Origin of the sequence: Curtobacterium sp. ME26, assembly GCF_903970945.1 — a bacterium.
Lineage (GTDB): Bacteria > Actinomycetota > Actinomycetes > Actinomycetales > Microbacteriaceae > Curtobacterium > Curtobacterium citri.
The window spans coordinates 1-24,761 of the sequence record NZ_CAJCKG010000042.1; the positions used below are offsets into that span (position 1 = coordinate 1).

The window sequence follows — 24,761 nt, forward strand, 5'->3', positions numbered from 1 at the left end:
CGCTCGTCTCGCCTGTATGTCACCGAGCACCGCTTGTGCACGACGGTCCCCTCACAGGCGTCCTCCAGACTTGGCGCCGCGGGGTCGGCGGGCGGCGAGTGCGACCCCGCCGACGGCCGGCCGCCAGCCGGTGCTCTGCGCGACCCAGGTCGCGAGGGGCACCCCGAGGACGAAGCCGAGCGAGCTGCCGGAGTAGACGAAGGCGATCGCCCGGCCGGCCAGCCGGGGCGGCACGATGCGGGTCGCGTAGGCCGACGCGACCGAGAAGAACAGCGCGTGTGCCACACCGCCGACGACGCGTCCGGCGCAGACGACGGCGAAGGTCGGGGCGAGCGCGACCATCACGTTCGACACCGCGTAGCCGACCAGGGTGGCGACGAGCACCGCCTTGCGGGGGAGCCGTGCGGTGAACGCGGTGAGCGGCAGCGCGAGGATCGCGACGGCCGCCGCGTACACGGTCACGACGACGCCCATGGTGGACTCGGAGACGCCGAGGTCACGGCTCATGGTGCCGAGCAGGCCGACCGGCATGAGCTCGGTCGTGATCGCGAAGAACGTCGCGAGACCGAGCACGGCGATGCCGACGACGGACCTGCTGGTGACGGTGATCGGCCTCGTGTGCGTCGACACGGCCGAGGTGGTGGTGTTGGTGGACACGCTGCTGACCTCCTCCGGGGGACACCGGAGCACGCAGCAGCTCACCGTCCTGACGGTGGGGGTGCGGGGCGCGCTCGCGGTTCGTCGTCCGGGTCGACCGACCCGGACGTGGTGTTGTGGGACGACTCCACGGCGAGTGCGCTCCTCCAGTGTTGCACGCTGCATCCGGATCGCGCGAGACCCCCGCGGAAAGTCACAGGAGCGCTCCAACGCACCGCGGGAGCGGACATTCCCCGGTCAGTTCTCGTTCGTCACGGTGCCCTGGACGCCGCCGCCCCGCAGGGTGACGGTCAGCGTGCCGCTCATCGACTGCGCCGAGAGCGAGACGTTCCCGTGCAGGGCGTCCTCGCGCGGGTAGCAGGCGGTCGTCGACTCGAGTCGGTTCGCGGTCGCCACCAGGCAGATGGTCTCGCGGTCGGTGCCGACGCCGGCCCAGACGTTCCAGGGCGTCTCGAACGAGCTGCCGTCGAGCGCCCGGTTCGTGAACACGAGCCGCGTGGTCCGCAGGCTCACCGGCGCCTCGACCGGACCCGGCAGCTGGTCGGCGTACGTCTGCGGGATGTCGAGGAGCTCCTCGAGCGTGACCGTCCCGGCACTCGGCGTCGTGCTCGGCGCGGCGGCGGGCTGGTCGTGCGAGGTGCCGACGAGCGTCCCGGCGGCGAACGTCAGGCCGAGCACGGCCGCGGCACCGAGCGCGATCCAGGCGCGCGGGCGCGCGGTCCAGAGCAGTGAGCGGGCTCGTGTCCGCCAGGTCGTCGGTCCGGCCGGGAGGCCCGCCCCACCCCCGTCGTCCACCGCGCCCCCGTCGCTCCCCGGCTCGGTACCGGCGGTGCCGGTCCGTCCCGCCGGCTCGGCTCCCGTCGTCGTCGCCGCGCCACCGTCGGACGCCCGGTGCGTGCCGGGGTCGGGTCGTGTGTCGCGGTGCAGACGTGCGTCGGGCTCCGGCCGGGCGTCGTGATCCGTCCGCATGTCCTGTTCTGGTCGCGCGTCGGGGTCCTGTCGCACGTCGAGGTCCCGGAGCGCGGCCCGCGCCCGAGCGGCGGCTTCGGCCGACGACCCGGCACCCCACGCGAGCGCCTCGAGTCGTGCCCGTTCCGCGGTGACGTCGTCGTCTGCCATGCGCACTCCCGGTCCGGACGCACCGGACGTCGCCCATGTTCCCACCGAGGCGCAGCGCCGTCCGCCCCGGTGCGGGCTCCGGCCGGTCCGCGCACCCGCCCAGTTCGAGGGGGTAGACGGGACCCATGAGCCCCGACCGTGACCCCGCGTCCGCCACCGACGTGCCGACGACCCCGCCCACGACGGACCGGCACGGCGCGCCACACGACGAACGGCCCGGCGAGGAACGACACGACGCCGTCCGGCACGACGCCGACCCGGAGACCCTCGAGGCGCTCAGCCACGACACCCAGTCCGGCGAGGCCGACTACGTCGCGACGAGCCCCGGGGGGAGCGGCACCGAGCGCCACGTACCGACGCCCGACGAGGAGCAGGGCCGCGGGTCGGAGTACGACCCGGTCGACCAGGGCCCGCAGCAGGAGGGCCAGGGCGGCTAGGCACCCTGGCGGCACCGACCGAGCTCAGCGCACCAGTCGCCGCAGCACGGCCCGCTCGCCGAGCGTCCACACCGCACTCGTGACGACGTAGAGCGTCGCGGCGAGCGGGACCACCGCGGCGAAGGCGACGGAGACGAACGGCACCCACCGGGCCACGGCCGCCGCGGTCCCGCCGCCGGGCGTTCCGGGAACCGGTGCGTCGACGGGGTTCCAGCGGGAACCGGCACGCCGCGACAGCTCGACCGTGACGGCGAGCACGCCGAGCAGCACGAGCACGATCCAGGCGTGCGTCCAGAGCGGTCCTGCCAGCACCGCGAGGAGCGTGTGTCCGAGCGGGATGTCGACGAGGGTGGCGTCGAGCAGGGCGTTCGCGGCGCCCGCGACGGACGCGTGGGTGAAGAGCGTGTACACGAGCGACAGGACCGGAGCCTGCGCGAGCACCGGCAGGCAGCCGGCGAGCGGCGAGACGTGCTCCGACGTGTACAGCCGCTGCAGCGCCTCCTGGAGCCGACGCGTGTCGCTGCCGTACCGTCGGCGGAGTGCCGCGACCTGTGGCGCCAGGCGACGGCGGTCCCGTTCGGCCCGCACCTGCAGCACGGCGAGCGGGACGAGCGCCGCACGGACGGCGAGCGTGACGAGGACGACCGCGAGTGCGGCCGCGGCGGCCCCCGCGACGGGCGCGAGCCCGTCGGTGAGGGCGGTGAGCAGGTCGGCGCCGGCGTGCAGCAGGCTCCCGACGACGGGCAGAGTGGTGACGTCCATGACGATCCGTTCGGTCGAGGGGTACGCGGTCACGTGACCCGACCACCCGCGGGTGGTCAGGCCGGCGTCACCGCGCCCGGCGCTCGCGACCGCACGTGACCATCGGCGTCCGGGTGCCGCCACCCGATCCGCGTCGGCCGTTCGACGGCCTCCCTCGTCCGGCCGTCGGCGGTCGGGTCGACGTCGAGCCCGAGCACCGTGGCGAGCACGCGGACGACGAAGACCGTCGCGGCCACCGCCGCCAGGCCGAGGGCGGCGACGGCGAGCAGCGGCGCGGGGGAGGCCACCGAGGCGTCACCGAGCTGGAGCGCGGCGACGGCACGCAGCAGGAGCTCGATGACGGTCATGGTCGGTTCAGCGTAACGCCCGCGTGCCGCGGCGGACCGTCGGGTGTGGACGGGCAGGATCACAGGCATGACCGCAGGATCGCCGAGCACCCCAGCGACCCTCGCCCTCGAGCGGGCGGGGATCCCGTTCACGCCGCACGTCTACGAGCACCACGAGACGGCGACGAACTTCGGCGAGGAAGCAGCCGCGGCGCTCGGCCTCCGCGAGGAGCAGGTCTTCAAGACCCTGGTGGTCTCGGTCGACGGGCAGCTCGCGGTCGCGGTCGTCCCCGTCGCGAACCGACTCGACCTCAAGGCGATCGCCGCAGCCCTGGGCGGCAAGAAGGCGACGCTGGCGCAGCCGGCCCTCGCCGAGAAGCGGACCGGGTACGTCGTCGGCGGGATCAGTCCGGTCGGGCAGAAGACGCCGCTCCGCACGGTCGTCGACGAGTCGGCGCTGACCTACCCGAGCATCTTCGTCTCCGGAGGCCGTCGCGGGTTCGACATCGAGGTCGCTCCGACCGACCTCGTCCGCGTCACCGACGCCTCGACCGCGGCCATCGCGCGGACCTGAACAGGACCCCAGCGCGGACCTGAGTCGAGCCAACGCAACTTCTTCCACCTCCCGGGAATGACCCGGCGCCTCCTGCGTTGCATTGAGTCGAAGGCACTCAAGTTCCCCAGGAGGTCCCGTTGCCAGAGACGTTCGGCCCGACCGGCAGCAGCGACGCGTTCGACGCGTTCCTCGCCCGCCTGCTCGCGGCACAGCAGTCCGGCGCCCAGCGGTCCGTACCGTTCGGGCGACCGGTCGACATCACGCGGCTGCTCAGCCGCCGCACGCACGACCTGCTCCAGCGCACCGCCGAGTACGCGGCGTCGCAGGGGCAGCGCGAGATCGACGCCCTGCACGTCCTGCACGTGCTCGTGGGCGCCGACCCCTTCGCCGCGGTGCTCCGCCACGCCGGCGTCGACCCCGAGCGCTTCGCCGCCGAGGTCGAGGAGCGCCTCCCCGCCCCGACCGACGAGCCCGTCGAGGGGCGCCCGACGCTGACCGGCACCGCGCAGCGGATCCTGCTCGAGGCGACCCAGGCCGCCAAGGGCTTCGGCAGCACCTACACCGACCCCGAGCACGTCTTCTTCGCGCTCGTCACCGACCAGGACACCGTCGCCGGGCAGCTGCTCGCGAGCGCCGGTGTCACCCCGCAGGCCGTGCAGGACTTCGCCCAGCAGGCCGCGGCAGCAGCACGAGAGGGGCGCCCGATGCCCGACACCACGACGACCGAGAGCGACACCCCGACGCTCGACCAGTTCGGCACCGATCTCACCGAGCGCGCCCGCGACGGTCGCATCGACCCGGTGATCGGCCGTGCCGACGAGATCGAGCAGACGGTCGAGATCCTGCTCCGTCGCACGAAGAACAACCCCGTCCTCATCGGTGAGCCCGGTGTCGGCAAGACGGCCATCGTCGAGGGCCTCGCGCAGCGCATCGCCGACGGCGACGTGCCCGTCCTCCTGCAGGGCAAGCGCGTGGTCGCTCTCGACCTGCCCGGCATGCTCGCCGGCACCCGCTACCGCGGTGACTTCGAGGAGCGCCTGACGAAGGCGATGGACGAGATCGCGGCACACGCCGACGAGCTCATCGTGTTCGTCGACGAGCTCCACACGGTCGTCGGTGCGGGCGGCGGCGGCGAGGGCGGCTCGATGGACGCCGGCAACATCCTCAAGCCCCGACTGGCGCGCGGCGACCTGCACCTGGTCGGCGCGACGACCCTGAACGAGTACCGGCGCATCGAGAAGGACGCCGCGCTCGAGCGTCGCTTCCAGCCGGTCACGGTGGGGGAGTCGAGCGTCGAGGACGCCGTCGCGATCCTCGGTGGGCTCGCCCCTCGGTACGCCGAGCACCACGACGTCGAGTACACGCCCGAGGCCCTCCGCGCCGCGGTCGAGCTCTCGCACCGCTACGTCACGGACCGGCACCTGCCGGACAAGGCCATCGACCTCGTCGACCAGGCGGGCGCCCGTCGTCGTCTCGCCCTGTCGGGCGACGTCGACACCGAGGCGCTCCGCGACCAGGTCGCCGAGCTGCAGGCCGACAAGGACCGCGCGGTGGCCGACGAGCGGTACGAGGAGGCGTCGCGCCTGCGCGACGAGATCGACGGACTGGAGGCGCGGATCACCGCAGCCTCCTCGGGTGACGGGAGCAGCGCCTCCCGTCCGACCCCCGCCGACCGCACGATCACGGAGGCCGACATCGCCGAGGTGGTGTCCCGCGCCACCGGCATCCCCGCGACGCGCCTGACGCAGGGCGACCGCTCCCGGCTCGCCTCCCTCGAGGACGAGCTCCACGAGCGCGTCGTCGGCCAGGACGACGCCGTGCGCGCCGTCGCGACCGCGGTCCGGCGCAGCCGCACCGGCATGGGCGACCCGCGCCGCCCGGTCGGCAGCTTCCTGTTCCTCGGCCCGACGGGCGTCGGCAAGACCGAGCTCGCGAAGGCCCTCGCCGGGTCGCTGTTCGGCGACGAGTCCGCCATGCTCCGCTTCGACATGAGCGAGTTCGGCGAACGGCACACCGTGTCCCGCCTGGTCGGTGCCCCTCCCGGGTACGTCGGCTACGACGAGGCCGGGCAGCTCACGGAGCGCGTCCGTCGCAACCCGTACTCGGTGATCCTGCTCGACGAGGTCGAGAAGGCCCACCCCGACGTCTTCAACCTGCTGCTGCAGGTGCTGGACGACGGACGGCTCACCGACGGGCAGGGGCGCACGGTCGACTTCCGCAACACGGTCGTCATCATGACGTCGAACATCGGGTCGGAGTTCCTCGCGTCCCGCTCCGGGGCCCTCGGGTTCTCGGCATCGGCAGACGGCGGCTACTCCGAGGACGACCTGCGTGCCCGAGTCATGGGCCGGCTGCGCGAGTCGATGCGTCCGGAGTTCATCAACCGGATCGACGACATCGTGCTGTTCCGCAAGCTCGAGCGCGGACAGCTCCGGTCGATCGTCGACCTGCTGCTGCAGGACACCGCGCTCCGGCTCCTCGCGCAGGGCATGACCCTGTCGGTGTCGGACGCCGCGACCGACTGGCTCGCCGAGCACGGCTACGAGCCGGAGTACGGCGCCCGCCCGCTCCGTCGGCTGATCCAGCGCGAGGTCGACGACCGCATCGCGACCCTGGTGGTGGACGAGCAGGCGCACGACGGTGACACCGTCCGGATCGACGTCGAGGACGGCGGGCTCGTGGCCCGCGCACCCGCCCCGGCAACGGTCTAGCCCGGCAGCGGTCCGGTGACACCCGGACGACACGGCCCCGGTACCTTCAGCGGTACCGGGGCCGTGCTGCGTCCGGTGGTGCCGATCATGTTCGGCGATGCAATTCCGGGAATGTTCGAGAAAGGGGTTGCGCTCGCATTCCCGACGCCGATAGTGTTCACGAGCATCACCGGCTGTACGAGACCGAGAGGGGGCCGACAATGATGATCACCGCGATGAACCCGTTCCGTGGAGTCCGCGCGATCGACGGCACCCCGCTCCGTTCGCACTGACGCGGGACGTCCCGCTCCAGCCGTCCTCCCTCGACCGACCGAGGTCGTCGCACCCCTGACGTGGTGCCTCTCCGGTCGTGCCCGCACAGCCCCGCTGTGACGGGCCGCACACACCGTGCCGTCCGCGGTCGTCCGTCCTGCTGACGGCGGCCAACCGGGCACGGTGCGCGTGCGCCGAGGTCGGACCGCGAGCGGCGGACGTCTCGCGCGACGACTCCACACGGTGACCGCAACCGGTCACCGACAATGCAGCCGTGCGCATTCCTGCGCGCCCTGCGGTCATTCTCGCCCGCATTCTCCGGGCGATCTCGCTGACCCGTTCCCGACGCATTCGTGCGCTCGGTGGTCGGGTTCTCCGTCATGCCCTCGGGCACCCACGAAAGGCACCACCGTGTCGAACGACACCGACGTCCGTCCCCCCGGCACCCGCGCGGTGCGCAGCCGGGTCACGCTCGCCGACCGCATCGCCCTCCGGATCGGCATGTCGCTGATCATCTGGAGTCGTCGGACGCACCACGTCCGCCCCTCGGTCGACCTCGCGACCCGTCAGCGGCTCGAACGCGAGCGGCGCGAGCGCGAGCTCGACTGGCTCACGCAGGGCGCCGCGATGCGCCTCTGGCGCTGACGCGGCGCAGCGCCCAGCCCGCCCGCCCGCCCGCGACCGCCGCGCTCGTCGCGGCGGTGATCGAACCACGGAACCGACGTCGAACCAGGTCTCCCGCCTGGTTCGACGTCGTCTCCGTGGTTCGACGGTGGGGGCCGGCCACGCGGCGAGGGGCCGGCCACGCGGCGAGGGGCCGGCTGCGCACGACGCACCCCCGTGCCTCCCGTACCGTTGTCCGGTGACCGAAACCGCAGCTGCACTCGTCGAACGCCTCACCGCCGTCGTCCCGGACTTCCCGAAGCCGGGCATCCTCTTCCGCGACGTGACGCCGGTCTTCTCGGACCCCGTGGCCTTCGGCCGCGTGTGCGAGGCCCTCGCGGCGCCGTTCGCGATCGGCGGCGGGTTCCAGGCCGTCGCCGGCATCGAGGCGCGCGGCTTCGCCCTCGCCGGCGGCATCGCCGCGCAGCACCAGGTCGGTGTGCTGACCGTCCGCAAGGCCGGCAAGCTCCCCGGCGAGGTCCTCAGCGAGCAGTACGCGCTCGAGTACGGCGAGGCCGAGCTCGAACTCCGCCCGGGGCAGCTGCCGCAGGGCACGCGGGTGCTCGTCGTCGACGACGTCCTCGCCACCGGCGGCACCGCGGCGGCGACCGTCACGCTGCTCGAGCGCGCGGGGTACGAGGCGGTCGGCTTCGCGTCGCTGCTCGAGCTCGACGGACTCGCCGGTCGCGAGCGCCTCGAGCCCCGCCTGCCCGTCACCACACTCGGCCGCGTCCCCGCCTGAGCGTCCGCCGCCGCGCACTAGTCTTGACCCACCCCTGAACCAACCGAGGAGCACCACGATCGTGACCGAGTCAGTCGCACCAGCGCCCGCAGACCTGCCCCAGGCACCCGAGCCCCGCACCGCGACGACGACCACGACGGGCACCGAGCTCTTCGACGGCGAGCGTGGCGTGGTCGCGATCCGCGTCGGCGGCGTCCTGAAGGACCTCGACGCGGCGGTGCAGGACGGCGAGACGGCCGAGGCGGTCACCCTGCAGGAGCAGGACGGCCTCGACATCCTCCGCCACTCGGCCGCGCACGTGCTCGCGCAGGCCGTGCAGCAGATCAACCCGGACGCCAAGCTCGGCATCGGGCCGCCCGTGACCGACGGCTTCTACTACGACTTCGAAGTCGCCGAGCCGTTCACGCCGGAGGACCTCAAGGCGATCGAGAAGGGCATGGACCGGATCATCCGGCAGGCCCAGCGCTTCCGTCGCGTCGTCGTCACCGACGACGAAGCACGCGAGCGGATGGCGGGGGAGCCCTTCAAGCAGGAGCTCATCGGCCTCAAGGGCGCCGCGGACGAGGGCGACTCCGGTGAGAGCGTCGAGGTCGGCGCCGGCGAGCTGACGGTCTACGAGAACGTCGACCCGAAGTCGGGCGAGGTCGTCTGGCAGGACCTCTGCCGCGGCCCGCACGTCCCGCACACCCGGTGGATCGGCAACGCCTCGAAGCTCATGCGCGTCGCGGCGGCGTACTGGCGCGGCTCGGAGAAGAACCCGCAGCTGCAGCGCATCTACGGCACGGCGTGGCCGGACAAGGACCAGCTCAAGGCGTACCAGCTCCGTCTCGAAGAGGCTGCGAAGCGCGACCACCGCAAGCTCGGCGCCGAGCTCGACCTGTTCTCGTTCCCGGACGAGATCGGTTCGGGCCTGGCGATCTTCCACCCGAAGGGCGGCATCATCCGCCGCGAGATGGAGGACTACTCGCGCCGTCGGCACGAGCAGGAGGGCTACTCCTTCGTCTACACGCCGCACATCACCAAGGGCGACCTGTTCGAGCAGTCCGGTCACCTCGGCTGGTACAAGGACGGCATGTTCCCGGCCATGCACATGGACGAGGCCCGCGACGAGGACGGCAACGTCACGCGGCAGGGGGCGGACTACTACCTCAAGCCGATGAACTGCCCGATGCACATCCTGGCGTACCGCTCGCAGGCCCGGTCCTACCGCGACCTGCCGCTGCGGATGTTCGAGTTCGGCACGGTCTACCGCAACGAGAAGTCCGGCGTGATCCACGGCCTGACCCGCGTGCGCGGCATGACGCAGGACGACGCCCACATCTTCACCACGCAGGAGAAGATGAAGGAGGAGCTGACCACGACCCTCCAGTTCGTGCTGTCGCTGCTCCGCGACTACGGCCTCGACGACTTCTACCTCGAGCTCTCCACGAAGGACCCGGAGAAGTACGTCGGCGACGACGACGTGTGGGAGGTCGCGACGAACACCCTGCGCGAGGTCGCCGAGGAGTCGGGCCTCGAGCTCGTTCCGGACCCCGCCGGCGCGGCCTTCTACGGCCCGAAGATCTCGGTGCAGGCCCGCGACGCGATCGGCCGCACGTGGCAGATGTCGACCGTGCAGCTCGACTTCAACCTGCCGGAGCGCTTCGAGCTCGAGTACACGGCACCGGACGGCTCCCGGCAGCGCCCGGTGATGATCCACCGTGCCCTGTTCGGCTCGATCGAGCGCTTCTTCGGCGTCCTCACCGAGCACTACGCGGGCGCGTTCCCGGCGTGGCTCTCCCCGGTGCAGGTCGTCGCGATCCCGGTCGCGGCCGAGTACGGCGACTACCTCGACGAGGTCGTCGCGAAGCTGCGCGCGCACGGCGTCCGCGCCGAGGTCGACCACTCGGACGACCGCATGCAGAAGAAGATCCGCACGCACACCAAGGCCAAGGTGCCGTTCCAGCTCATCGCGGGCGGTGACGACCGCGACGCCGGTGCGGTGTCGTTCCGCTTCCGCGACGGTCGCCAGGACAACGGCGTGCCGGTGGACGAGGCGGTGGACCGCATCCTCACCGCGATCCGCGACCGCGCGCAGGTCTGATGGACCAGGAACGGCCGGGAGGCCCGGAGCAGGTCCCGGGGACCGGTCACGTCGTCGACGTGGCCGGTTCCGAGGCCGCCGACGAGCGGTTGGTGATCCGCGACGCCGCGACCGGCGCCGCCGTGCCGGACGCCTTCCAGCGCCTCTGGAACCCGCACCGGATGGCCTACATCGACGCCGGTCGGGAAGGCGTGGGGCGCGGGCACGACGACGACTGCCCGTTCTGCGCCGCCCCGGGCATGTCCGACGAGGACGGCCTGATCGTCGCCCGCGGTGCGCACGCCTACGTGCTGCTCAACCTCTTCCCGTACAACAACGGGCACCTGCTCGTCTGCCCCTACCGGCACGTCCCGCTCTACGACGAGGCGACGCCGGAGGAGACCCGCGAGATGGCGGAACTGACGCAGACGGCGATGCGCGTCCTGCGGGCGGTGTCGCACTGCGACGGCTTCAACATCGGGATGAACCAGGGCGAGGTCGCCGGAGCCGGTGTGGCCGCGCACCTGCACCAGCACATCGTGCCGCGGTGGGCCTCGGACTCGAACTTCTTCCCGATCATCGCGCGGACGAAGTCGATGTCCCAGCTGCTCGGTGACACCCGCCGACTCGTCGCCGAGGGCTGGCCCGCCGCGGACTAGACTGTCGGCATCATGAGCGACAGCACCAGCACCCCGGGCACCAACGGCACCTCGATCACCGGCTCCGATCGCGTCAAGCGCGGCCTCGCGGAGATGCTCAAGGGTGGCGTCATCATGGACGTCATCGACGCCGAGCAGGCCCGCATCGCGGAAGAAGCGGGCGCGACCGCCGTCATGGCGCTCGAGCGCGTCCCTGCCGACATCCGCGCGCAGGGCGGCGTCGCCCGCATGTCCGACCCGTCGATGATCGAGGAGATCATCGCCGCCGTGTCGATCCCGGTCATGGCGAAGGCCCGCATCGGCCACTTCGTCGAGGCGCAGGTCCTGCAGGAGCTCGGCGTGGACTACATCGACGAGTCCGAGGTCCTCTCGCCGGCCGACTACGTCAACCACATCGACAAGTGGAACTTCACCACGCCGTTCGTCTGCGGTGCCACCAACCTGGGCGAGGCGCTCCGCCGCATCACCGAGGGCGCGGCCATGATCCGCTCCAAGGGCGAGGCCGGTACGGGCGACGTGTCCGAGGCGACGAAGCACATCCGCACGATCTCGAAGGAGATCGCGGCGCTGCGGTACCTCAAGGAGGACGAGCTCTACGTCGCGGCCAAGGAGCTCCAGGCCCCGTTCGACGTGGTCAAGGAGGTCGCGCAGACGGGCAAGCTCCCGGTCGTGCTCTTCACCGCCGGTGGTGTCGCCACCCCGGCCGACGCCGCGATGATGATGCAGCTCGGCGCGGACGGCGTGTTCGTCGGCTCCGGCATCTTCAAGTCGGGCGACCCTGCGAAGCGCGCCGCCGCCATCGTCAAGGCCGTCACCTTCCACGACGACCCGAAGGTCATCGCCGAGGTCTCCCGCGGGCTGGGCGAGGCGATGGTCGGCATCAACGTTGCCGACGTCCCCGCGCCGCACCGCCTCGCCGAGCGCGGCTGGTGAGCGCCCGGCCCCGCATCGGGGTCCTGGCGCTGCAGGGTGACTTCCGCGAGCACATCGCCTCGCTGACGGAGCTCGGCGCGGACGTCGTGCCGCTCCGGCGGCCGGAGGAGATCGCGGCGCTCGACGGCGTCGTGATCCCCGGCGGCGAGTCGAGCGTCATGGACAAGCTGTCCCGTGCGTTCGGCGTGGCCGGACCGCTGTCGGCGGCGATCCGCGGCGGACTCCCCACGTACGGCACGTGCGCGGGCATGATCATGCTGTCCTCGCGCATCGCCGCGGGCATCCCCGGGCAGCAGACGCTCGACGTCCTCGACACCACGGTGCGGCGGAACGCGTTCGGCAGCCAGAACGACTCGTTCGAGACCGACATCCCGATGCCGGCGCTCGGCGACGCCCCGGTGCACGCGGTGTTCATCCGTGCGCCCGTGGTGGAAGAGCACGGCGACGGGGTGCAGGTGCTCGGCGCGTTGTCCGACGGCCAGGTGGTCGCGGTGCAGCAGGACAACGTCATCGCGAGTGCGTTCCACCCCGAGGTCGCCGGCGAGGACCGCTTCCACCGGCGCTTCCTCGACCTGGTCCGCTCCGCCTGACCTGGTCCGCTCCGCCTGCCCCGCCGCGCCCCGACCACACGCTGCACGCGACCAGCGCGCCGGGGCGGCACCGTGCCTCCCGGGCCGGTAAACTGATCCGGATCTTCAGCGAGACCAAGGAGCACCGTGTCCGGGCATTCCAAGTGGGCAACGACCAAGCACAAGAAGGCGGTCATCGACCAGCGCCGTGCGAAGTCGTTCGCCAAGCTCATCAAGAACATCGAGGTGGCCGCCAAGATGGGCGGTGCCGACCTGTCGGGCAACCCGACGCTGGTCGACGCCGTGCAGAAGGCCAAGAAGACCTCGGTGCCGAACGACAACATCGACCGCGCCATCAAGCGCGGCGCCGGCCTGACCGGTGAGTCGATCGAGTACACGACGATCATGTACGAGGGCTACGGCCCGAACGGCGTCGCGATGCTCGTCGAGTGCCTCACCGACAACAAGAACCGCGCCGCGGCCGAGGTCCGGACGGCGATGTCCCGCAACGGCGGCACCATGGCCGACCCGGGCAGCGTCGCCTACAACTTCTCGCGCAAGGGCGTCATCTCGGTGACGAAGGTCGACGGGCTCGACGAGGACACCGTCATGACGGCCGTCCTCGACGCGGGTGTCGAGGACGTCGTCGACCAGGGCGGCGGCTTCGAGGTCATCACCGAGGCGAGCGACCTCGTCGCGGCCCGCACCGCGCTGCAGGACGCCGGCATCGACTACGACTCCGCCGACGCCGAGTTCGTGCCCGGCGTGAAGGTCCCGGTCGACGCGGACACCGCGCGCAAGGTCTTCAAGCTGATCGACGCGCTCGAGGACAGCGACGACGTGCAGAACGTCTACGCCAACTTCGACATCCCCGCGGACGTCCAGGCCGAGCTCGACGAGGACGAGGACTAGCCGGTGCTCCGGGTGCTCGGGGTCGACCCCGGGCTCACCCGGTGCGGCGTCGGCGTGGTCGAGGTCGCACCGAACCGGCGGGCCCGGCTGGTGCACGTCACGGTCGTGCGCACGCCGGCCGACATGGCGCTCGAGCAGCGGCTGCTGCGCATCGCGCAGGGCATCGAGGCCGAGATCGACGAGCACCGTCCGGACGCCGTCGCGGTCGAGCGGGTGTTCGCGCAGGCGAACGTCCGGACCGTCATGGGGACCGCACAGGCCTCCGGGCTCGCGCTGCACGCAGCAGCGGCCCGGGGCCTGCCCGTCGGTCTGCACACACCGTCCGAGGTCAAGGCTGCCGTCACCGGCTACGGCAACGCGGACAAGCGGCAGGTGCAGACGATGATCGCGCGCGTGCTCGGTCTCGACGAGGCACCGAAGCCCGCCGACGCCGCGGACGCGCTCGCCCTGGCCGTGTGCCATGCCTGGAGGCTCGGATCACCCGACCGGGTCGGCCCCGGCCCGGCGACGCTCACCCCGGCGCAGCGTGCGTGGCGCGACGCGCAGGCAGGCACCGCCGACACGCCCCTCGCGCGCGCCGAGGCTGCGGCCGCGCGGCGGTCCGGCTTCGTCGGCGGGCGGCCCTAGGCTCGTGGGCATGATCGCGAGCCTCCGGGGAACCTGCATCGACGTCGCCGGATCGGCCGTCGTGATCGAGGTCGGGGGAGTGGGCTACGCCGTCACGGTCACGCCCGCGCACGCCCTCACCATGCGGCACGGCGCCGAGGTCTTCCTGCGCACGGCGATGATCGTGCGCGAGGACGAGCAGCAGCTGTTCGGCTTCGAGTCGACCGATGCGCTGCAGGTGTTCGACCTGCTCCGCAGCGTCTCCGGCGTCGGCCCGAAGTCCGCGCTCGGCGTCCTCGCCCACATGGACCCGGCGCAGGTCGCGAACGCCGTCGCGAGCGAGGACGACGCCGCGTTCCGCAAGGTCTCGGGCATCGGCCCCAAGACCGCCAAGCTCATCACGGTCGCACTCTCCGGCAAGCTCGTCGCCTTCGAGCAGGCAGCCCTCCCCACCACCGCCGGTGCGGCGACCGCCCACCCCGCGGCGGTCGACGTCGTGACCGCCCTCGTCGGGCTCGGCTGGCGCGAGGACGCGGCGCAGTCCGCGGTCGACGCCGTCGTCGCCGGCGACCCGGGTGCGGCGGCGATGGGCACCCAGGCCCTGCTCCGCGCGGCACTCGGGACGCTGCGTCCGGCCGGAGCCGGTCGGTGAGCGGCATCACGTCCGCGGGCGCCGAGTCGCAGGAGGAGCTCGCCTTCGAGGGGGCGCTCCGCCCGAAGTCGCTCGACGAGTTCGTCGGGCAGCGGAAGGTCCGCGGGCAGCTCGACCTGCTCCTCCGGGCCGCCGCGCTGCAGGACCGGACCCCGGACCACATCCTGATGGCCGGTCCGCCCGGGCTCGGCAAGACGACGCTCGCGATGATCGTCGCGCACGAGTCCGGCCGTCCGCTGCGCATGTCGAGCGGACCGGCGATCCAGCACGCCGGTGACCTCGCCGCGGTGCTCTCCTCGCTCGTTCCCGGCGAGGTCCTCTTCATCGACGAGATCCACCGGATGGCGCGTTCGGCGGAGGAGATGCTCTACCTCGCGATGGAGGACTTCCGCATCGACGTCATGGTCGGCAAGGGTGCCGGTGCGACGAGCATCCCGCTCGACCTCGCACCGTTCACCCTCGTCGGCGCGACCACCCGTGCCGGCCTCCTGCCGAACCCGCTCCGCGACCGCTTCGGGTTCACCGCCCACCTGGAGTTCTACGAGAAGGATGAACTCGAGCAGGTCCTCATCCGTGCGGCCCACCTGCTCGAGCTCGCGATCGACCGCTCGGCGCTCCGGGAGATCGCGGGTCGTTCACGCGGGACACCCCGCATCGCGAACCGCCTGCTGCGACGGGTGCGTGACTTCGCGCTCGTGCACCGCACGACGGACGGCATGGCAGCCGTGCAGGGCGCGCTCGACCTCTACGACGTCGACGACCTCGGCCTCGACCGTCTCGACCGCGCCGTCGTCGAGACCATGCTGACGCGCTTCGACGGCGGACCGGTCGGCCTGAACACCCTCGCGGTGTCCGTCGGCGAGGAGTCCGAGACGATCGAGTCGGTCGTCGAGCCGTTCCTCGTGCGCGTCGGCCTCGTCACCCGGACACCGCGTGGCCGGATCGCCACCCCGCAGGCGTGGCGGCACTTCGGCATGACCCCGGGGGACGGCACCGCCGGACAGCCCGGCCTGTTCGACGAGTGATCGCCTGTACGGTACGCTGGTACACGGTATTTCGCCCGACCGGCCCTCGCAGTCGGTCAGGACGCTCACGGTGACCTGCCCGATCACGGACACACCCGTGCCCTAGACTGCTACGGCCCGAAGCCGAGCAGCGACCGCTCCGGCTGGATCCGAGCAACCAGAGAAGGCACCGCCCCCATGGACCAATCACTCTTCCTCATCGTCATCATCGTGGCGTTCGCCGCGTTCATGTTCTACAGCAGCCGCAAGCGCAAGAAGCAGCAGGCGGAGCTCCAGACGAAGATGGTCCCGGGCTCCCGCGTCATGCTCTCGTTCGGCCTCTACGGCACGCTCGTGTCGGTCGACGACGACAAGGTCACGGCGGACGTCGAGGTCGCTCCCGGCACGGTCGTGACGGTGCACCGCCAGACCCTGTCGCGCGTGGTCGACGAGGACGCGTCCGACGTCGAGACCGCCGTCGTGGCCGACGACGAGACCACCGCCCCGAAGCCGGTCGCCGAGCTGAACGGTGAGCCGGTCTACGGCGAGCGTGTCGACGAGGTCGACCCGGCGAAGCGCAAGACCGAAGACTGATGCTCCCCGGTCGCCGGGTCCACCGACCCGGCGACCACACCTCCTGCCGCCGGCCTCGCCGCCGTCGGTCCTGAACAGAAAGACGAGACGACCGGTGGCACGATCGACACCCGTCAAGAAGGCGTTGCGCTCGCTCACCTGGTTGGTGATCATCATGGCCGCCCTGGCGGGCCTGAACACCGCCGCGTCGGTGCTCGCCGCCAACAGCAAGGACGACACCAACGAGTGGTTCGCCGGCGCGAGCTGGGTCCCGGAGTTGGCGCTCGACCTGCAGGGCGGCACGCAGCTGACGCTCGCGGCGCAGAACACCGAGGGCGGTTCCGTCACCTCGCAGCAGTTGAACCAGGCGGTCAACATCATCCGCCAGCGCATCAACGCGACCGGCGTCTCCGAGTCCCAGATCAACACGCAGGGCACGAACAACATCGTGGTGTCGATCCCGGGCAAGCCCGACAAGGCGACGATCGACCGGATCGAGGCCGCGGCGAAGCTGACCTTCCGCCCGGTGCTCTACACGGAAGCCGCCACGAACTCGGCGGTCGGCGGGAGCGACGGCAAGACCGCCTCGCCGACGCCGTACTCGCCGCCCGCGTCGCTCGACGCCACCCCGAGCACGAAGCCGACCAACGGCAGTGACCTCGCACAGGTGACCCCGGCGCTCCAGGACCTGTACACGAACTACAACTGCGCTGCGCCGGACGACGTCACCGCGGCGCCGGACGACGAGCCGCTCGTCACGTGTGACCAGGACGGTGCCGCCAAGTACATCCTCGGCCCCGTCGAGGTCTCCGGTTCGGGGATCAGCAACGCGACCTCGGGCCTCGCCACCGACAGTCAGGGTGCGACGACCGGTGAGTGGGCGGTCAACCTGACCTTCCGGGGGCAGAGCTCGGACGACTTCCGTCAGGTCACGAGTCGCCTCGTGCAGCTCCAGCCGCCGCAGAACCAGTTCGCCATCGTCCTCGACGGCACGGTCATCCAGGCACCGGCGGCCAACGCCGCGATCACCAACGGCAAGGCGCAGATCACGGGTGGCTTCACCGCCGAGTCGTCGAAGACCCTCGCCGATCAGCTCAAGTACGGTGCCCTGCCGATCAACTTCCAGGTGCAGTCGAACGAGAACATCTCGGCGACGCTCGGCACCGCCCAGCTCGTCGGCGGTCTCGTCGCCGGTCTGATCGGTCTGATCCTGGTGGTCATCTACTCGGTGATCCAGTACCGCGCACTGGCGTTCGTGACGGTCCTGTCGCTCGGTGTGGCCGCGGTGCTGACCTACCTGGTCATCGCGATCATGTCGTGGCGGGTGGACTACCGCCTGTCGCTCGCCGGCGTTGCCGGTCTGATCGTCGCGATCGGCATCACCGCGGACTCGTTCATCGTCTACTTCGAGCGCATCCGCGACGAACTGCGCGACGGGCGCGGCCTCGAGAGCGCCGTGGAGGCGGGGTGGCGGCGGGCCCTCCGCACGATCCTGGCGTCCGACTCGATCAACTTCCTCGCCGCGGTCGTGCTCTACATCCTGGCCGTCAGCGACGTGAAGGGCTTCGCGTTCACGCTGCTCCTCACCACCCTGATCGACATCGTCGTCGTCGTGCTCTTCACGCACCCGATGATGCAGCTCATCGCCCGCAGCCGCTTCTTCGGCGAGGGGCACAGGTTCAGCGGACTCGACCCGTCCGCACTCGGCGCCGTCTACCGCGGCCGTGCGCAGTTCCGCGCACCGGTCGTCGACGGCAAGCGCCAGCGGAGTGCGGGCGAGGCCCAGCGCCGCCAGACGATCGCAGAGCGGAAGGCCCAGCAGGCCTCCGGCGACAACGGCTCGACGCCGGACGGGAAGGACGACTGATGGCCAGCTTCAGCCAGTTCGGCAGCGACCTCTACACGGGCAAGCGCTCGTACGACATCGTCGGGCGCCGGAAGACCTGGTACCTCGTCGCGATCATCGCCATCGTGGTCTCGCTCGCGGTGCCGTGGCTCCGCGGCGGCTACCACCTCGGCATCGAGTTCACCGGTGGTTCCGAGTTCACGATCTCCAACGCGAAGGACCTCGACCAGTCCATCGCGACCCGCACGGTCGAGTCGATCGTGCCCGAGGGCATCCCGCGCGTCTCGCAGGTCGGCCAGGACGGCATCCGCGTCCAGACCGAGCAGCTGACGGACCGTGAGACGAGCGACGTGCAGGACGCGCTCGCGCAGGCCTACGGTGTCTCCGACGACCAGGTCGCCTCGACCTACATCGGTGCCACCTGGGGTGCGGACGTCCTCGCGCAGGCCATCCGCGGCCTCGTGATCTTCCTCGCGCTGGCCGCCGTCGTCATGGCGCTGTACTTCCGCACCTGGAAGATGTCGGTGTCCGCCATGGTCGCGCTGCTGCACGACCTGCTCATCACCGCCGGTGTCTACGGCATCGTCGGGCTCGAGGTGACGCCGGCCGCGGTGATCGGCTTCCTCACGATCCTCGGATACTCGCTCTACGACACCGTCGTGGTGTTCGACAAGGTGCGCGAGAACACCGCGCAGGAGTCGCACCGCACCTTCGTGCAGTCGGTCAACCTCGCGGTGAACCAGACGCTCGTCCGCTCGATCAACACCTCGGTGGTCGCGCTGCTGCCCGTCGCCGCGATCCTCTTCATCGGATCGTACGTGCTCGGCGCCGGCACCCTCCGCGACATCTCCCTCGCGCTCTTCATCGGCATCATCGTCGGCACCTACTCGACGATCTTCATCGCGTCGCCGATGTACGCGCACCTGCGGGAGAACGAGCCGAAGGTCAAGGAGGCCGACGCGAGGAAGACCCGCGCTGCCGAGAAGCGCCAGCGCGAGGTCGACGCCGCGGCCGAGGTCGCCTGATGGCGGTCGAGGTGCACGACGTCGACGTCGCCGAGGCACGTCGTCGGCTGGACGCGGGCGCCCGACTGTTCGACGTCCGCGAGCAGGGGGAGTGGGACGAGATGCACGCCCCCGAGGCGACGCTCGTGCCGATGTCCGAGCTCGTCGCCCGCTGGCAGGAGATCGACGGTGGCGACCAGCCCGCGATCGTCGTCTGCCACTCCGGGGCGCGGTCGGCCCGGGTGGTCGCCGCCCTCGAGCAGTCCGGCGTCCCCGCGGTGAACCTGACCGGCGGCATGGTCGCTTGGGAGCAGGCGGGCCAGCCGGTCGTGCGCGACGCCCAGGGCGAAACGCGTCACGAGCACTGACCGGACGCGCGTAGGCTTGCCGGACCGTACCCGCACTGGAGGCGCAACATGACGGACACCCGTGAGTCCTCGCCCCAGGGTGCGCCGTCGCCCGACGCGAGCCGTCCCGGTTCCGCACCACGGCCCTCCAGTCCGCTGAACGCGACGACCACCGGCAACCTCGGGTCCCTGCGGTCCCTCCTGCCCCGCCTGTTCTCGCGGGCGCAGCCCGCGGGCGCCGTCGACACGCTCATCCGGACGGTGCGGTCGCACCACCCCAAGGCCGACGTCACGCTCATCGAGCGTGCGTACTCGGTCGCGGAGCGCGCCCACGACGGGCAGAAGCGCAAGTCCGGCGAGCCGTACATCACGCACCCCGTCGCGGTGGCGCAGATCCTGGCCGACCTCGGCATCGGCACCATCACGATCGCCGCCGCGCTGCTGCACGACACGGTGGAGGACACGGACTACCAGCTCGACGAGCTCCGGGCCGACTTCGGCGACGAGATCGCGATGCTCGTGGACGGCGTCACGAAGCTCGACAAGGTCAAGTACGGCGACAGTGCGCAGGCCGAGACCGTCCGCAAGATGGTCATCGCGATGTCGAAGGACATCCGTGTCCTGGTCATCAAGCTCGCCGACCGCCTGCACAACGCGCGCACGTGGGGCTTCGTCGAGTCCGCGTCGGCCACGCGGAAGGCCAAGGAGACGCTCGAGATCTACGCGCCCCTGGCGCACCGACTCGGCATCCAGATGATCAAGCTGGAGCTCGAGGACCTGTCGTTCGCGGTCCTGCACCCGAAGCTCTACGTCGAGATCGACAGCCTGGTCAAGGAGCGGCAGCCGCGCCGCGAGCAGTTCGTGCAGAACGTCATCGGCACGCTCAAGAAGGACCTGAAGGCCGCGAAGGTCCGCGGCGAGGTCATGGGTCGGCCGAAGCAGTACTACTCGATCTACCAGAAGATGATCGTGCGGGGGCGCGAGTTCGACGAGATCTACGACCTGGTCGGGATCCGCGTGCTCGTGCCGACCGTGCGCGACTGCTACGCCATGCTCGGCTCGGTGCACGCGCGCTGGACGCCGCTGCCGGGGCGCTTCAAGGACTACATCGCGACGCCGAAGTTCAACCTGTACCAGTCGCTGCACACGACGGTGTTGGGGCCCCAGGGTCGCGCCGTGGAGATCCAGATCCGCACGCACGAGATGCACCAGCGGGCCGAGTTCGGTGTTGCGGCGCACTGGAAGTACAAGCAGCGGGCAGCGGGACGCGATGTCGACACCGCGTCGACGACGGACGACCAGGACATGGCGTGGCTCGCCCACATCACCGACTGGCAGGCCGAGACGAGCGACCCGGGGGAGTTCCTCGACTCGCTGCGGTACGAGATCGGTGCCAAGGAGACGTACGTCTTCACCCCGCAGGGCAAGGTCATCGGCCTGCCGGCGGGCGCGACCCCGGTCGACTTCGCCTACGCGGTGCACACGGAGATCGGGCACCGCACGATGGGTGCGAAGGTGAACGGTCGACTCGTGCCCCTCGAGAGCGCGCTCTCCAGCGGTGACGTCGTCGAGATCTTCACGTCGAAGAACCCGGACTCGGGGCCGAGCCAGGACTGGCTGACCTTCGTGCGGAGCCCGCGGGCCCGCAACAAGATCAAGCAGTGGTTCACCAAGGAGCGTCGCGAGGAGGCGATCGAGCAGGGTCGTGACGCGATCGCGCGGGCCATGCGGAAGCAGAACCTCCCGCTCCAGCGCATCATGAGCCAGGACTCCATCGCCGAGGTGGCGTCGTCGATGCGGTACGAGGACGTCTCGGCGCTGTACGCGGCCGTCGGCGAGGGGCACGTCTCCACGCAGTCGGTCATCGAGAAGGTGCTCGGCAACGTCCAGACGGAGTCGGAGACCGACGAGCCGGAGCTGGCCTTCCCGCGCCAGGTGACGAGCCGACAGCTGCGCAACAGCGACAGCGGCGTGCTCGTGCGCGGCGCGCCGGACATCCTGGTGAAGCTCGCGAAGTGCTGCACCCCGGTGCCGGGCGACCAGATCGTCGGGTTCATCACCCGCGGTCAGGGCGTGTCCGTGCACCAGGCGTCCTGCACCAACGTGAAGTCGCTCATGAACGAGCCGGACCGGATGATCGAGGTCGAGTGGGCGCCGTCGTCCAAGTCGGTCTTCCTCGTGCAGATCCAGATCGAGGCCCTCGACCGGTCGGGGCTCCTCAGCGACGTCACGCGTGTGCTGACCGACCACCACGTGAACATCCTGTCGGCGACCGTGTCGACGTCGTCCGACCGGCTCGCGCTCAGCCGCTTCGTGTTCGAGATGGGCGACACGACGCACCTCGACCGCGTGCTCAACGCGGTGCGCCGCATCGACGCCGTGTACGACGTGTACCGGGTCAGCGCCGGCTGACCGGCCCCGTCACCTCCGCGAGCCGCCGCGCCGCCTGACGGACCATCGGCACCGTCCCCAGCGCGTCGAGTCGCGCCCGGACGGCATCGGGGTCGACCACGCCGATCGCGACGAGCCCCTGCAGGCAGTCCCGCGCGTCGGCGGCGAAGGGGCCGGGCGCACGCAGCAGGTCGAGTGCGGTCCGCAGCGGCGTGGTGACCCGGACGGTCCCGAGCACGACCACGTCGCCGTCCTCCAGCCGAACCTCGCGCAGGCGGACGTCGGCGTCGACGCGCACGCGCAGGTTCGGCGGTGCGACCACCTCGGGCACGGCCGGCTCGCGTGCCGTCGCGCCCCAGATCCAGGCAGCGGACCGCCCGCCCGCGACCAGGCGCCGGTCCGGGATCCGCCACGCGTGCGCAGCGGCCCGGAGCGCCGGGACCTGCGGCTCGGCGGGGGAGGCCCAGCACCGTCCGACGGCGACGAGCTCGCCGGCGAGGACCGCGGCGCGCAGCTCCGCCTCCGGCCAGTCGTCGCTGGTCAGCAGGCGCGGGGTCGGCACCCGCTCATCCTGCCCGACCGGCAGGGCGTCCAGGGGCCCTGTGCACAGGTCGGTGGACGTCCGGCCTTCCCGAGGTCCCGCTCAGCGCAGGACGTCGGCGCGGTCCGGCCCTGCCGCCCCGCTCAGCGCAGGACGTCGGCGCGGTGCACCAGGGCGCCGGCGCCGATGAGCGGACCGTCCTGCGAGAGCCCGGTCGGCACGATCCGGACCTTCGTCACGAAGCCGAACTCGACCCGTTCGGCCACGGCCTCCCGGGCGTACGTGAACAGGTCCGGGCTGACGTGGGAGAACCCGCCGCCGATGGCCACGACCTCGAGGTCGACCAGGCTGGTCGCGGCCGCGATCGCCTGCCCGAGGGCCCGCCCACTCCGTCGGACCGCGGCGACCGCGATCTCGTCGCCCGCGGCGTACGCGGCGGAGAGCTCCTCGCCGGTCGTTCCGGCGAAGCCCTGACGCTGCGCCCAGGCCACGGTCTTCGGGCCGCTGGCGACCGCTTCGAGGCAGCCGGTGCCGCCGCAGGCGCAGGGATCGTCGAACCCGCCGCACTCGACGTGCCCGATGTGGCCGGCGTTGCCCGTCGGACCGCTGACCGTCCGGCCGTGCAGGATGAGGCCGCCGCCGACGCCCGTCGACACGATCATGCCCATGACGTGGTCCGAGCCCTGCGCGGCGCCGACCCAGTGCTCGGCGAGCGTGATCGCGAGGCCGTCCATCCGGAGCGTCACCGGGACGCCGTCCGGCACGAGCGCGGCGATCCGGTCACGCAGCGGGTACCCGCGCCAGACCGGCATGTTGAGCGGCGAGACGAGCCCTCGCTCCTCGTCGACCGGCCCGGCGGACCCCACGCCGACACCGGCGAGGACCGCGTCGGTCGGCAGGGTCGCGAGCGTCGCGGTGACGACCTCGTCCACCGCCGCCTGCAGCTCGTCCGACGTCCGCTGGGGCCCGGTCGGGCTGCGGTGCCGGGTGCCCGGCACGACGACGCCCTGGTCGGTCACGAAGGCCGCCTCGACCTTGGTGCCACCGAGGTCCACGGCGAGTGCGAGCGCCGAGCCTGACGGGGACGACGGGGACGACGGGGACGAGGGGGACTGGGGTGCGGTGCTGGACATGCGCGCTCCGATGCGGCGGTCTGGAGGCCCGGTGCGGCTGTCCGACGCGTCCACGCGTCGGTGCGTGCCGACCCGGGCGACGGGGTCGGGTTGGGTGGTGCTGGTCCGGGCCTCGTGCGGGCCCGGGGGACTCAGTACGAGGTGGTGTCGTCGCCGAGGGCGGAGGCTCCGCCCGTCTCGGCACGGTGGGCGAGCTCGTCGAGGATGCGGGCGGAGGCGCTCGTACCGATGCGGTCGGCGCCGGCGTCGACCATCTCGACGAGCGTGTCGAGACCGCGGACCCCACCGGAGGCCTTCACGCCGGTGTCCGGTCCGACCGTCTCGCGCATGAGCCGGATGTGCTCGGCGGTCGCGCCACCACCGGCGAAGCCCGTCGAGGTCTTCACGAAGGCGGCACCGGCACGCTGTGCGGCACGCGAGGCCGCGACGACCTCGTCGTCGGTCAGGAACGCCGTCTCGAGGATGACCTTCACGACGGTGTCCCCGGCGGCGTCGACGACGGCGCGGACGTCCTGTTCGACGCGCTCCCAGTCACCCGAGCGTGCTGCGGCGATGTTCTGGACCATGTCGAGCTCGAAGGCGCCGTCCGTCAGGGCCTGCAGGGACTCCGCGACCTTCGTGGCGGTCGTGGTGGTGCCGTGCGGGAAGCCGATGACGGTGCCGACGCCGACCCCGGTGCCCTGCAGGCGCTCGACGGCGTGGGCCACGTCGCTCGGACGGACGCACACGCTGAACACGCGGTACGCAGCGGCCTCGTCGAGCTGCGCGTCGACGTCGGCGCGGGTCAGCTCCGGCTTGAGGATCGCGTGGTCGATGAGGGCCCGCACCTCGTCGGCGCCGAGCGGCGCGGGACGGACCTGGTCTGCGGGGGTTGCTGCGTTGTCCACCCGGAAAGACTACCCGGAGGCGACCGGCGTACCGTGCCCCTCATGCAGGTCCTCGTCACCGGTGCAACCGGCTACATCGGAGGACGTCTCGTCCCCCGTCTCCTCGAGGCCGGACACCGCGTCCGCGTCTTCGTCCGCACGCCCCGCAAGCTCCAGGACGTGCCGTGGCACGACGACGTGGAGATCGCCGCGGGCGACCTGCAGGACGCCGAGGCCGTCCGTGCCGCGGTGCAGGGGATCGAGGCGGTCTACTACCTGGCGCACGCGATGGGCGCGGACGGCGACTTCGAGCAGGCCGAGCGGGACGCCGTCGAGACGATGGCGCGCGAGGCACGCGACGCCGGGGTCGGTCGGTTCGTCTACCTGGGTGGGCTCCACCCCGACGGCGAGCTCTCCAAGCACCTCCGCAGCCGCAAG

26 protein-coding genes are annotated in these 24,761 nt (G+C 71.7%); 19 read left to right on the plus strand and 7 right to left on the minus strand.

Annotated features, from left to right (window positions below; all coding sequences use genetic code 11):
- Positions 1 to 51 precede the first annotated feature (51 nt).
- Together H7A69_RS13820 and H7A69_RS13825 are read right to left on the minus strand one after the other, a co-directional pair.
- Entirely contained in the window at positions 52 to 657 is a 606-nt protein-coding gene (locus H7A69_RS13820) for an MFS transporter (protein ID WP_259346238.1), read from the minus strand.
- A 237-nt stretch (positions 658 to 894) separates the two neighbouring features.
- The gene (locus H7A69_RS13825) at positions 895 to 1,776 is read right to left on the minus strand and encodes a hypothetical protein (RefSeq protein ID WP_182047512.1); all 882 of its coding nucleotides are present in this window, start codon (positions 1,774 to 1,776) and stop codon (positions 895 to 897) included.
- Positions 1,777 to 1,901: 125 nt separating this feature from the next.
- On the opposite strand from H7A69_RS13825, the gene H7A69_RS13830 reads away from it, so the two are divergent.
- Positions 1,902 to 2,213 (plus strand): hypothetical protein, encoded by a 312-nt coding sequence (locus tag H7A69_RS13830; protein WP_182047513.1) that lies wholly within the window; start codon positions 1,902 to 1,904, stop codon positions 2,211 to 2,213.
- Between the two features lie 24 nt (positions 2,214 to 2,237).
- On the opposite strand, the gene H7A69_RS13835 is transcribed toward H7A69_RS13830, so the two are convergent.
- Together H7A69_RS13835 and H7A69_RS13840 are read right to left on the minus strand one after the other, a co-directional pair.
- Complete coding sequence (locus H7A69_RS13835; protein ID WP_182047514.1) at positions 2,238 to 2,975, minus strand: YidC/Oxa1 family membrane protein insertase; 738 nt, start codon at positions 2,973 to 2,975, stop codon at positions 2,238 to 2,240.
- 56 nt (positions 2,976 to 3,031) lie between these two features.
- Positions 3,032 to 3,322, minus strand: coding sequence for a DUF6412 domain-containing protein (locus H7A69_RS13840; protein ID WP_182047515.1), 291 nt, complete (start codon positions 3,320 to 3,322; stop codon positions 3,032 to 3,034).
- Positions 3,323 to 3,389: 67 nt separating this feature from the next.
- Here H7A69_RS13840 and ybaK point away from each other — a divergent pair, with 67 nt between their 5' ends.
- The 17 genes from ybaK to H7A69_RS13925 all read left to right on the plus strand — a co-directional run bounded on the left by ybaK (position 3,390) and on the right by H7A69_RS13925 (position 21,804).
- Positions 3,390 to 3,875, plus strand: coding sequence for a Cys-tRNA(Pro) deacylase (ybaK, locus tag H7A69_RS13845; RefSeq protein ID WP_069710913.1), 486 nt, complete (start codon positions 3,390 to 3,392; stop codon positions 3,873 to 3,875).
- Between the two features lie 119 nt (positions 3,876 to 3,994).
- Complete coding sequence (locus H7A69_RS13850) at positions 3,995 to 6,568, plus strand: ATP-dependent Clp protease ATP-binding subunit (RefSeq protein ID WP_182047516.1); 2,574 nt, start codon at positions 3,995 to 3,997, stop codon at positions 6,566 to 6,568.
- Between the two features lie 663 nt (positions 6,569 to 7,231).
- Positions 7,232 to 7,465, plus strand: coding sequence for a hypothetical protein (locus tag H7A69_RS13855; RefSeq protein ID WP_182047517.1), 234 nt, complete (start codon positions 7,232 to 7,234; stop codon positions 7,463 to 7,465).
- A gap of 217 nt (positions 7,466 to 7,682) precedes the next feature.
- Entirely contained in the window at positions 7,683 to 8,225 is a 543-nt protein-coding gene (locus tag H7A69_RS13860; protein WP_069710910.1) for an adenine phosphoribosyltransferase, read from the plus strand.
- Between the two features lie 61 nt (positions 8,226 to 8,286).
- Positions 8,287 to 10,308 (plus strand): threonine--tRNA ligase, encoded by a 2,022-nt coding sequence (thrS, locus tag H7A69_RS13865; RefSeq protein WP_411469368.1) that lies wholly within the window; start codon positions 8,287 to 8,289, stop codon positions 10,306 to 10,308.
- Positions 10,308 to 10,946 carry an HIT family protein gene (locus tag H7A69_RS13870; RefSeq protein WP_182047518.1) on the plus strand — a complete coding sequence of 213 codons (639 nt, stop codon included), beginning with the start codon at positions 10,308 to 10,310 and terminating at the stop codon, positions 10,944 to 10,946. The genes thrS and H7A69_RS13870 overlap by 1 nt, the downstream gene beginning before the upstream one ends.
- 12 nt (positions 10,947 to 10,958) lie before the next feature.
- On the plus strand, positions 10,959 to 11,879 hold the full coding sequence (pdxS, locus tag H7A69_RS13875; protein ID WP_069710909.1) for a pyridoxal 5'-phosphate synthase lyase subunit PdxS: 921 nt from the start codon (positions 10,959 to 10,961) through the stop codon (positions 11,877 to 11,879).
- A complete protein-coding gene (pdxT, locus tag H7A69_RS13880) occupies positions 11,873 to 12,469 on the plus strand; it encodes a pyridoxal 5'-phosphate synthase glutaminase subunit PdxT (RefSeq protein WP_411469369.1) in 597 nt (198 codons plus the stop codon). The genes pdxS and pdxT overlap by 7 nt, the downstream gene beginning before the upstream one ends.
- Positions 12,470 to 12,595: 126 nt before the next feature.
- Positions 12,596 to 13,360: a YebC/PmpR family DNA-binding transcriptional regulator gene (locus H7A69_RS13885; RefSeq protein ID WP_069710907.1), complete on the plus strand. Its 765-nt coding sequence runs from the start codon at positions 12,596 to 12,598 to the stop codon at positions 13,358 to 13,360.
- Positions 13,361 to 13,363: 3 nt separating this feature from the next.
- Positions 13,364 to 13,987, plus strand: coding sequence for a crossover junction endodeoxyribonuclease RuvC (ruvC, locus tag H7A69_RS13890; protein WP_069710906.1), 624 nt, complete (start codon positions 13,364 to 13,366; stop codon positions 13,985 to 13,987).
- Between the two features lie 10 nt (positions 13,988 to 13,997).
- Positions 13,998 to 14,618, plus strand: a complete 621-nt coding sequence (ruvA, locus tag H7A69_RS13895) for a Holliday junction branch migration protein RuvA (protein WP_182047520.1) — start codon at positions 13,998 to 14,000, stop codon at positions 14,616 to 14,618.
- Positions 14,615 to 15,643 carry a Holliday junction branch migration DNA helicase RuvB gene (gene ruvB / locus H7A69_RS13900; RefSeq protein WP_182047521.1) on the plus strand — a complete coding sequence of 343 codons (1,029 nt, stop codon included), beginning with the start codon at positions 14,615 to 14,617 and terminating at the stop codon, positions 15,641 to 15,643. The genes ruvA and ruvB overlap by 4 nt, the downstream gene beginning before the upstream one ends.
- A 177-nt stretch (positions 15,644 to 15,820) precedes the next feature.
- Positions 15,821 to 16,216, plus strand: a complete 396-nt coding sequence (locus H7A69_RS13905; protein ID WP_182047522.1) for a preprotein translocase subunit YajC — start codon at positions 15,821 to 15,823, stop codon at positions 16,214 to 16,216.
- A 94-nt stretch (positions 16,217 to 16,310) separates the two neighbouring features.
- The gene (gene secD, locus H7A69_RS13910; RefSeq protein WP_182047523.1) at positions 16,311 to 18,062 is read left to right on the plus strand and encodes a protein translocase subunit SecD; all 1,752 of its coding nucleotides are present in this window, start codon (positions 16,311 to 16,313) and stop codon (positions 18,060 to 18,062) included.
- Complete coding sequence (gene secF, locus H7A69_RS13915) at positions 18,062 to 19,066, plus strand: protein translocase subunit SecF (RefSeq protein WP_182047524.1); 1,005 nt, start codon at positions 18,062 to 18,064, stop codon at positions 19,064 to 19,066. Before secD ends, secF begins: the two co-directional genes overlap by 1 nt.
- Positions 19,066 to 19,413: a rhodanese-like domain-containing protein gene (locus H7A69_RS13920; RefSeq protein ID WP_182047525.1), complete on the plus strand. Its 348-nt coding sequence runs from the start codon at positions 19,066 to 19,068 to the stop codon at positions 19,411 to 19,413. The genes secF and H7A69_RS13920 overlap by 1 nt, the downstream gene beginning before the upstream one ends.
- A 48-nt stretch (positions 19,414 to 19,461) precedes the next feature.
- Positions 19,462 to 21,804, plus strand: a complete 2,343-nt coding sequence (locus H7A69_RS13925; protein WP_223246487.1) for a RelA/SpoT family protein — start codon at positions 19,462 to 19,464, stop codon at positions 21,802 to 21,804.
- Here H7A69_RS13925 and H7A69_RS13930 read toward each other — a convergent pair.
- From H7A69_RS13930 to deoC, 3 genes are all read right to left on the minus strand, one after another.
- The gene (locus tag H7A69_RS13930; RefSeq protein WP_182047526.1) at positions 21,791 to 22,345 is read right to left on the minus strand and encodes a type IV toxin-antitoxin system AbiEi family antitoxin; all 555 of its coding nucleotides are present in this window, start codon (positions 22,343 to 22,345) and stop codon (positions 21,791 to 21,793) included. The genes H7A69_RS13925 and H7A69_RS13930 overlap by 14 nt on opposite strands.
- Positions 22,346 to 22,467: 122 nt before the next feature.
- Positions 22,468 to 23,457 (minus strand): ROK family protein, encoded by a 990-nt coding sequence (locus tag H7A69_RS13935; protein ID WP_182047527.1) that lies wholly within the window; start codon positions 23,455 to 23,457, stop codon positions 22,468 to 22,470.
- 131 nt (positions 23,458 to 23,588) lie between these two features.
- Positions 23,589 to 24,344 (minus strand): deoxyribose-phosphate aldolase, encoded by a 756-nt coding sequence (deoC, locus tag H7A69_RS13940; RefSeq protein WP_310648889.1) that lies wholly within the window; start codon positions 24,342 to 24,344, stop codon positions 23,589 to 23,591.
- A gap of 42 nt (positions 24,345 to 24,386) precedes the next feature.
- Here deoC and H7A69_RS13945 point away from each other — a divergent pair.
- Positions 24,387 to 24,761, plus strand: a 375-nt coding sequence (locus H7A69_RS13945) for an SDR family NAD(P)-dependent oxidoreductase (RefSeq protein WP_259346239.1), incomplete at its 3' end; no start/stop codon positions are given.

Excerpts from the sequence above, each read along its gene's own strand:
- H7A69_RS13825 (WP_182047512.1), bottom strand. The coding sequence starts at position 1,776 with ATGGCAGACGACGACGTCACCGCGGAACGGGCACGACTCGAGGCGCTC.
- H7A69_RS13830 (WP_182047513.1), top strand. The coding sequence starts at position 1,902 with ATGAGCCCCGACCGTGACCCCGCGTCCGCCACCGACGTGCCGACGACC.
- H7A69_RS13835 (WP_182047514.1), bottom strand. The coding sequence starts at position 2,975 with ATGGACGTCACCACTCTGCCCGTCGTCGGGAGCCTGCTGCACGCCGGC.
- H7A69_RS13840 (WP_182047515.1), bottom strand. The coding sequence starts at position 3,322 with ATGACCGTCATCGAGCTCCTGCTGCGTGCCGTCGCCGCGCTCCAGCTC.
- ybaK (WP_069710913.1), top strand. The coding sequence starts at position 3,390 with ATGACCGCAGGATCGCCGAGCACCCCAGCGACCCTCGCCCTCGAGCGG.
- H7A69_RS13870 (WP_182047518.1), top strand. The coding sequence starts at position 10,308 with ATGGACCAGGAACGGCCGGGAGGCCCGGAGCAGGTCCCGGGGACCGGT.
- pdxS (WP_069710909.1), top strand. The coding sequence starts at position 10,959 with ATGAGCGACAGCACCAGCACCCCGGGCACCAACGGCACCTCGATCACC.
- ruvA (WP_182047520.1), top strand. The coding sequence starts at position 13,998 with ATGATCGCGAGCCTCCGGGGAACCTGCATCGACGTCGCCGGATCGGCC.
- H7A69_RS13905 (WP_182047522.1), top strand. The coding sequence starts at position 15,821 with ATGGACCAATCACTCTTCCTCATCGTCATCATCGTGGCGTTCGCCGCG.
- secF (WP_182047524.1), top strand. The coding sequence starts at position 18,062 with ATGGCCAGCTTCAGCCAGTTCGGCAGCGACCTCTACACGGGCAAGCGC.
- H7A69_RS13920 (WP_182047525.1), top strand. The coding sequence starts at position 19,066 with ATGGCGGTCGAGGTGCACGACGTCGACGTCGCCGAGGCACGTCGTCGG.
- H7A69_RS13925 (WP_223246487.1), top strand. The coding sequence starts at position 19,462 with ATGACGGACACCCGTGAGTCCTCGCCCCAGGGTGCGCCGTCGCCCGAC.
- H7A69_RS13935 (WP_182047527.1), bottom strand. The coding sequence starts at position 23,457 with ATGTCCAGCACCGCACCCCAGTCCCCCTCGTCCCCGTCGTCCCCGTCG.